The sequence below is a fragment of the Thermus thermamylovorans genome (assembly GCF_004307015.1).
GTDB lineage: Bacteria > Deinococcota > Deinococci > Deinococcales > Thermaceae > Thermus > Thermus thermamylovorans.
In genome coordinates this window covers 1-1,208 of the sequence record NZ_SIJL01000042.1, presented here as the reverse complement: position 1 = coordinate 1,208, position 1,208 = coordinate 1, and the positions used below count along the sequence as shown (strand labels likewise).

Annotated in this window: 1 protein-coding gene; it reads left to right on the top strand. The window is 63.9% G+C overall.

Going from position 1 to position 1,208, the window contains the following annotated elements; translation table 11 throughout:
* A partial coding sequence (tuf, locus tag ETP66_RS11795; RefSeq protein WP_130842773.1) for an elongation factor Tu occupies positions 1 to 1,208 on the top strand: 1,208 nt, incomplete at its 3' end.

Genomic DNA, 1,208 nt, shown 5'->3' with positions numbered 1-1,208 from the left:
ATGGCCAAGGGCGAGTTTGTGCGGACGAAGCCTCACGTGAACGTGGGGACGATTGGGCACGTGGACCACGGGAAGACGACGCTGACGGCGGCGTTGACGTTTGTAGCGGCGGCGGAGAACCCGAACGTGGAGGTGAAGGACTACGGGGAGATCGACAAGGCGCCGGAGGAGCGGGCGCGTGGGATTACGATTAACACGGCGCACGTGGAGTACGAGACGGCGAAGCGGCACTATTCCCACGTGGACTGCCCGGGGCACGCGGACTACATCAAGAACATGATCACGGGTGCGGCGCAGATGGACGGGGCGATTTTGGTGGTGTCGGCGGCGGATGGGCCGATGCCGCAGACGCGGGAGCACATCCTGCTGGCCCGACAGGTGGGGGTGCCGTACATCGTGGTGTTCATGAACAAGGTGGACATGGTGGACGATCCCGAGCTGTTGGATTTGGTGGAGATGGAGGTTCGGGATCTTTTGAACCAGTACGAGTTTCCTGGGGACGAGGTGCCGGTGGTGCGCGGGAGCGCGTTGTTGGCGCTGGAGCACATGCACAAGAACCCGAAGACGCGGCGTGGGGAGAACGAGTGGGTGGACCGGATTTGGGAGCTGTTGGACGCGGTGGACGAGTACATACCCACGCCGGTGCGGGACGTGGACAAGCCTTTTTTGATGCCGGTGGAGGACGTGTTTACGATTACTGGGCGGGGTACGGTAGCGACGGGGCGGATTGAGCGGGGGAAGGTGAAGGTTGGGGACGAGGTGGAGATTGTGGGTTTGGCTCCGGAGACGCGGCGGACGGTGGTGACTGGGGTGGAGATGCACCGGAAGACGCTGTCGGAGGGGCTGGCTGGGGACAACGTGGGGGTGCTGCTGCGGGGCGTAGGGCGGGAGGAGGTGGAGCGGGGGCAGGTTTTGGCGAAGCCTGGGAGCATTACGCCGCACACGAGGTTTGAGGCTTCGGTGTATGTGTTGCGGAAGGAGGAGGGTGGGCGGCACACGGGGTTTTTCACGGGGTACCGGCCGCAGTTTTACTTTCGGACGACGGATGTGACGGGGGTGGTGGAGTTGCCCCAGGGGGTGGAGATGGTGATGCCTGGGGACAACGTGACGTTTGTGGTGGAGCTGATCAAGCCGGTGGCGTTGGAGGAGGGTCTCAGGTTTGCCATCCGGGAGGGTGGCAGGACCGTGGGGGCCGGGGTGGTCACCAA